At 30.9% G+C, this 7,218-nt stretch carries 6 protein-coding genes; all 6 read right to left on the bottom strand.

What is annotated here, in order from left to right; translation table 11 throughout:
* Positions 1–157: 157 nt before the first annotated feature.
* Positions 158–1,390 carry a uracil-xanthine permease family protein gene (locus L992_RS04710; protein ID WP_047394646.1) on the bottom strand — a complete coding sequence of 411 codons (1,233 nt, stop codon included), beginning with the start codon at positions 1,388–1,390 and terminating at the stop codon, positions 158–160.
* Positions 1,391–1,451: 61 nt separating this feature from the next.
* On the bottom strand, positions 1,452–2,081 hold the full coding sequence (locus L992_RS04705; protein ID WP_047381765.1) for a thiamine diphosphokinase: 630 nt from the start codon (positions 2,079–2,081) through the stop codon (positions 1,452–1,454).
* Complete coding sequence (locus L992_RS04700) at positions 2,074–2,910, bottom strand: endonuclease/exonuclease/phosphatase family protein (protein WP_047394644.1); 837 nt, start codon at positions 2,908–2,910, stop codon at positions 2,074–2,076. The genes L992_RS04705 and L992_RS04700 overlap by 8 nt, the downstream gene beginning before the upstream one ends.
* Before the next feature lie 38 nt (positions 2,911–2,948).
* On the bottom strand, positions 2,949–3,524 hold the full coding sequence (gene gmhA / locus L992_RS04695) for a D-sedoheptulose 7-phosphate isomerase (RefSeq protein ID WP_047381694.1): 576 nt from the start codon (positions 3,522–3,524) through the stop codon (positions 2,949–2,951).
* Positions 3,525–3,547: 23 nt separating this feature from the next.
* Positions 3,548–4,414, bottom strand: a complete 867-nt coding sequence (locus L992_RS04690) for a LysR family transcriptional regulator (protein WP_047381692.1) — start codon at positions 4,412–4,414, stop codon at positions 3,548–3,550.
* A 140-nt stretch (positions 4,415–4,554) separates the two neighbouring features.
* On the bottom strand, positions 4,555–7,215 hold the full coding sequence (locus L992_RS04685) for a valine--tRNA ligase (RefSeq protein ID WP_047394641.1): 2,661 nt from the start codon (positions 7,213–7,215) through the stop codon (positions 4,555–4,557).
* Between the last annotated feature and the right edge of the window lie 3 nt (positions 7,216–7,218).

Here is a 7,218-nt window from a genome sequence, read left to right as displayed (position 1 = left end):
AATTATTTCAAATCGAAAATCTTTATCCCTTTTTAAGGAATTGGACCTATTTTTCATCTTTAGTTAACAGATTCTTCCTTTAATATATTTTATATATTACAACAAAAAATAAAAAATAGAAAGAAAAGGTTTCCCGATTCTCTCTATTTTTTAGAAATTAATTATCTATTTGATCTTTTGGTAGGATTTTATTCAATGTCACTCCTATAAGAGCAGCGATTGCTAATCCAGAAAGTGAGACAGTTTTCCAAATAATGATATTATCAATAGCTATTCCAAGAACAAAGATAAGAGAAGCGATTAAAAGATTTCTAGAGTGAGAGAAATCAATTTCGGCATCAATAACTGTTCTAACACCAACTGAAGCAATCATTCCGAAAAGAATAACTGAAACTCCACCCATAACAGGAGTAGGAATAGTTTGTAAGATAACTCCAAATTTTCCAATAAAGCTAAGAGCTATAGCATAACAAGCGGCGATTCTCAAAATTGCAGGATCGTATACTTTTGTAACCGCAAGAACTCCAGTATTTTCTCCATAAGTAGTGTTAGCAGGACCACCTAAAAGTCCAGCAGCAACAGTTGCAACTCCATCACCTAAAAGTGTTCTTGAAATTCCAGGGTTTTTAAAGAAATCTTTTCCAACAACAGCACCATTAGTTGTGATGTCACCAATATGCTCAATAAAAACAACAAGAGCGATAGGAGCAATAGCTAAAACTGCAGTTGTAGAAAACTTAGGTAGAGTAAGTAAATCTTTTAAAGCTTCAGATGAGAATCCAATCCAGTTAGCAGCAGCGATAGGAGTAAAATCAACTAATCCTAAGAAGATAGAAACAACATAACCTAAAATAACTGATATTAAGATTGGTACTAATCTAAAGAATGATTTTTCTAAAATTGAAATGGTAATCATAGATATGATAACTATCATAGCTACGGCTAAGCTTTTTAAATCAAAATGTCCATTTGAGTATCCAGCCATTGATAGAGCTACAGGACTTAGTCTAAGCCCAATAACCATAATAATTGGACCAACTACAACAGGTGGGAAAAATGATTTGATTTTTTCAACACCAAAAACCTTTATCATCCAAGACATAAAGATGTATACAAAACCAGCAGAGATAACCCCACCTTTAATTGCGGCAATTCCCTCTTCTTTTAAAACAAGAGCTAGAGCTCCAATAAAAGCAAAAGATGAACCTAAGAAAACAGGAACAATTCCTTTAGTACAAAGGTGAAAAAGTAAAGTTCCTATTCCAGCAGATAAAAGTGCAACTGAAGGATTTAAACCAGTTAAAAATGGAACTAAAACTGTGGCTCCAAACATAGCTAGTACGTGCTGAATCCCAAGTAAAAGCTTACTTTTTGTTGATAAATTAGTCATTGTAAAACGCCTCCCGAATTTTTTTTGCTATTAAATAGCCTACATTATTTTAAAATGAAAGTCAATCTAAACTTAAACTTCCTAAAAGTTTTCCTTCGGAATAAGAGATAAAAGCTTTGTTTTGAGTAATAATGTTACTTAAACATGTTGAGTCACCTCTGTTTAGTGTATGTTTATCTAAAGAGTACTTAAATCCTTTTAAAGTTAAAGCTGTAACTTTATCTGAGAAAGGAATGAATGATATAGTTTTTCCGATTTTATTTTCAATTTCAAAACTTTGTGGTACAAAAAATAATTCTTCTATTTCACTAACAAATTTAAGTTTTGGATATTTAAAAATAAGATTTATATTTGTTAAAGTATGATCTATTCTTCCTCCAAATCCACCGATAACAATAATTTCATTATATTTTAAAGATGAAACGTATGAGATAAGAAGTTCTCCATCGGTGAAATCTTTATCCTTATTAAAAATATTTAAAATAATATCTTGAGTTTTTAAATATTCAAAGTCTTCACTTTCAAGAGAATCAAAATCTCCCCAAACTTCTTTAGGGCTCAATCCAAGTTGAATTGCTTTTTTACTTCCTCCATCAGCACAATAGAGATGTTTTTCATCTATATTTAAAGATTTATAAAAATCAGGTGAGTTTGAAAACTCACCATTTAAAAAGATAAATGCTTTAGTCATCATCAATATCTGTATCTACTATTATAAAAATAGGTAGATGATCAGAGACCTCCTTTCTAGTTTTAATATAATCATCTCTAGTAATATCTAGAGCACCACTTTTTCCTTTAAATTCAGTGGTGAATTTTTTAGAAAGAAAGATATTGTCATAAGAGTTTGCAAAACCTTTAGTTCCAATTGTTGTTTTAATTGAGGGATCTAAAGAGTAGATGATATTATCTTTATGATTTAAAAGATTTTCAAAGGCTGAATCATTAGCAGCTAAATTGAAGTCACCACCTATCAAAATATCGTTTTCTACAGGATCCAAATTTTGAAAATAGTTGTAAATCTCTATGATTTTATTGGCTTCAAATTGTCTTTGTGAAACTTTCTTACCATAGATAGAGTGTATTAAGACATATGTAAAATCAAAATTATTAATTTTAAAAGTTGCACCATATGGTTCACGTATAAAATCATCATTTGTATCTGGATAAAACCCTTCACTTTTTATAAATTGAACTTTATTTTTTTTATATAAAAAAGCGTAGTACTCTTTGTACTCTGCAGTTCCAACAGGATATGGAGAGATTTCATACCCCCATTTTGAATTACTTATTTTTTCAACCTCAGATATTAATTTATAAAGTCCTTTTTTATTCATAACTTCAACCAATCCAATGATATCGAATGGTTCAATAGATTTGGCAAGATGCGTGTAGTCTTTTTCTCCTTTTCCAAGTCTTAGAGTATTAAAAGAAGCAATATAAGCTTCTGTTTTTGAGTTTGAGTCGCTTGAAAAAGTTAAAATGGATATAATAAAAAATAAAAAAATTTTCTTTAACATAAAATCACCTCAAAAAAAATACCCTAAAAAGGGTATTTTTAATAATTTTCTGGGAACATTATTTTTTCTACACCTTCAATAATAATATGTAATATCATCATGTGTATTTCTTGGATTCTATCAGAAGTTTCTCCAGGAATGATGAACTCATAATCACACATTCCTTTAAGTTTTCCTCCATCTTTTCCAAGAAGTACAGTAGTTTTTAGTCCCATTTTTTTAGCTGCTTCAACAGCTTTTATAACATTAGCAGAGTTCCCACTTGTAGAGATACCAATAAACATATCTCCCTCTTTACCGTAAGCTTCAACACCTCTAGAGAAGATGTAATCAAATCCATAATCATTTCCAACACAAGTTATATGTGATGAATCTGATAATGATATTGCAGGTAAAGCTCTTCTATCTTTTCTAAATCTTCCTGTAAACTCTTCTGCAAAGTGTAGAGCATCACAGTTACTTCCTCCGTTTCCACAGATTAGTACTTTGTTTCCATTTTCAAAGATAGATGCAAGATCTTTCGCAACTTTTTCAGTTTCTTTTTTTTCAGCTTCCTCTTTTATAAATTTTTCTAAAAGATCAGCAGTTATTTTGTACGAATCTAATAAGTTCATATTAGCCTCCTAAATTACATAGATTAAAGTTTAAAATTTTTAACGAAATTGATAAATTTAATGATGTGTGCTAAATTTTTCTTATCTTTTGTTATAACTATTTGATAAGAATCAGTAACTTCATCGATAGTTCTAATAACTTTAAATTCATCGCTTTGTATCTCTTTATAAACAGCATAATAAGGCAGAATAACGTTTCCAATCCCTTCTTTTACCATCCCTTTAATAACTCCTAAATTTCCTAGTACAGGAATTTTAGTGTTGAAACAAACATGGTTTTTATCCTCTAGATAGCTGATAGCTTTTTCATTATTATAAATATTTTTTCTAGATATTAAAGGTTCTTTAGATATAGCTTCTAATTTTTGTGTATTCTTTGTTCCTACAAGAATATAAGGAACAGAACCAACAGTTAAAACTTCTAAATTAGGATCTGTTATATGTTCTTCATCAATTAAAAGAATATCCAGTTCTCCCTCTTTTAAAAGCTTTAAAAGCCAAGCTTTAGTAGATATTGTAATATCGTATTCTATCTCGTCATGTAAAGATATAAAATCTTTCATTAAAAGAGGAAGTAAAGGTTCACCAATAACAGATGTAGCACCGATTGAAATCTTAGCTTTATCTAAGTTAATGATTCTTTCCATCTCTTTTTCAGCTCTTTTAACTTTTTCAAAAATTTCCTCTGCCATTTTGAAAAGAGCTTCCCCAGTATAAGTTAATTTTATCTTCTTTGAACTTCTATCAAAAAGTTTAGAATTTAAAATTTCCTCAAATTTTTTAACTTGAATTGAAACCGCTGATTGATTTATGTATAATTTATTAGCTGCTTTAGTAAAACTTTTTTCTTTGGCTACTTCATAAAATATTCTAAGATAATGTAAATCCAATTGTATCACTCCCAACTATTATTCTTATGTATAGTTACTATTCTATTTTAGCATAATTTTAACACAATGAATACAATTTATTTTAAAAAAGTAGTAGGAAGTTTATTTCCTACTACTCAATAAAGGTTAAAAGTACTTTATTATTGGAAGTTTTTTAAGTTTTCCATTAGTTTATCATACTTATCTTGGAATTCTTGTTGAATTCTTCTCTCTCTATCTAAGATATGAGCCGGAGCTTTAGATGTAAATCTTTCGTCAGAAAGTTTAGCATTAGCTTTATCTAAATCTTTTTTTACTTTCTCAAGTTGCTCATTTATTTTTTTAATTTCAGACTCTACGTCTAAAAGACCAGTTAAGATCATAAATACTTCAGAGTTTCCATTAACTCTAAATCCACTTTGCTCAGGAGTCGCTAAATCAGATCCAACCGTTAATTCTTCAATTTTAGCAAGTTTAGTTATGAATAACTCATTTGCTTTTAAAGTTTCTAATTCAACAGGATTTGATGTTCTAATAACAACTTTAGCTTCTTTAGCAGGTGATATTCCTCTTTCAGCTCTTATATTTCTTAATGAAGAGATTAAACCTTGAATATATTCAAAAGCTTTTTCTTTTTCGTCACTAACTAAAGAGTCGTCACAAACAGGGTAGCTAGAAAGCATAATAGTCTCTCCATCTACTTTTATTTTTTGCCAAATCTCTTCAGTTATATAAGGCATGAATGGGTGAAGAAGTTTTAATCCAGCGTCTAAAACTGTCCATAAAACATATTGAGCAGTTTGTCTAGATTGAATTCCAGATTCTTCTTTGTTGTATAGTCTAACTTTAGCTAACTCAACATACCAGTCACAGAAGTCTCCTCTTAAGAATTCGTATAATGATTTAGCAGCTTCATCTAATTGGAATTTTTCTAATTTATCTGCAACATCTTTAGAAGTTTTATTTAATTTAGAGAAAATCCATTCGTCAACTAATTCAAGTTGAACATTAGATTTATCAAATGATTTCATATCGAAATCTTCAAGGTTCATTAGAACGAATCTTGAAACGTTCCAAATTTTATTAGCGAAGTTTCTTCCCATCTCAATTAATTTTTCAGAGAAGTGAACATCTTGTCCCTGAGAAGTATTATATAACATAGTAAATCTTATGGCATCAGCACCATACTCTTCAATTAAGTTTAATGGATCAGGAGAGTTCCCTAATGATTTAGACATCTTTCTTCCAATCTCATCTCTTACAATACCGTGTAAGTAAACATTTTCAAATGGAATATCATCCATAGTATACATACCAAACATAACCATTCTAGCAACCCAGAAGAACAGAATATCTGCTCCAGTAACTAGAGTAGATGTAGGGTAGAATTTAGCTAATTCAGTTGTTTTATCAGGCCAACCTAAAGTTGAGAATGGCCATAGAGCAGATGAGAACCAAGTATCAAGAACATCAGTTTCTTGAGTTAATTCAACATCATGTCCGTAGTGAGCTTTAGCTTGAGCAAAAGCCTCCTCTTCAGTTTTAGCTACGAAGATATGCATATCAGGACCATACCAAGCAGGAATTCTATGCCCCCACCAGATTTGTCTAGAGATACACCAGTCTCTTATATTTTCTAACCAGTTGTAGTAAACTTTTTCCCATCTCTTAGGCATAAGTTTAACTTTTCCGTTTCTAACAACTTCTAAAGCCTTTTCAGCTAAAGGTTTCATTTTAACGAACCATTGCTTAGATACTCTAGGCTCTACAACAGTGTTACATCTATAGCATCCACCAACATTGTGTGAGTGAGATTCAACTTTAACTAAGAATCCACCTTCTTCTAAATCAGCTACCATTTTCTTTCTAGCATCGAATCTATCCATTCCAGCGTAAGCAGGATAATCGTTAGAAACTTTACCTTCAGGAGTCATCATATTGATGATTGGTAAGTTGAATTTTTGTCCTAAAGTGAAATCATTAGGGTCATGTGCAGGAGTTATTTTTAAAGCACCCGTACCGAATTCCATATCAACATACTCATCAGCGATTACAGGAATCTCTCTTCCAACTAATGGTAAAATTACATTTTTACCAACAAGGTGTGAATATCTTTCATCGTTAGGATTTACAGCAATAGCAACGTCAGCAAGCATAGTTTCAGGTCTTGTAGTTGCAATTATTAAAAATTCGTCAGAACCTTTAACAGGATATTTTATATTCCATAAAGAACCAGCTTTTTCTTCATGCTCAACTTCATCATCGGCAAGAGCTGTTCCACATCTTGGACACCAGTTAACCATATATTCACCTTGATAGATTAATCCATCGTTGAATAATTTGATAAAGATATCTTTTACAGATTCAGAAAGTCCTTCATCCATAGTAAATCTTTCTCTATCCCAGTCTAATGAAGCTCCAATTCTTCTTAATTGGTTAGTAATAGCTCCACCATATTGTTCTTTCCATTCCCAAACTTGTTTTATGAATTCGTCTCTTCCTAAATCTTCTTTAGTTAATCCGTTTTCAGCTAATTTTCTTTCAACTCTGTTTTGAGTCGCGATACCAGCATGATCTGTTCCAGGCATCCATAGAGTGTTGTATCCACTCATTCTTTTATATCTAACAAGTACATCTTGGATACTGTTATTAAGAATATGTCCCATATGTAATATTCCAGTTACATTTGGAGGTGGGATAACGATAGAGTAGTTTGCTTTATTATCATCTAAAGTAGCAGCAAAAAACTTCGACTCCTCCCAATATTTATACCATTTTCCCTCAATTTCATTAGGGGAATAAGTAGTAGCTAATTCATTCATTTA

It is taken from the genome of Cetobacterium sp. ZOR0034 (genome assembly GCF_000799075.1).
Classification (GTDB): Bacteria; Fusobacteriota; Fusobacteriia; order Fusobacteriales; family Fusobacteriaceae; genus Cetobacterium_A.
The sequence above is the reverse complement of the archived record's forward strand: the minus strand, read 5'-3'. Positions and strand labels throughout refer to the sequence as shown.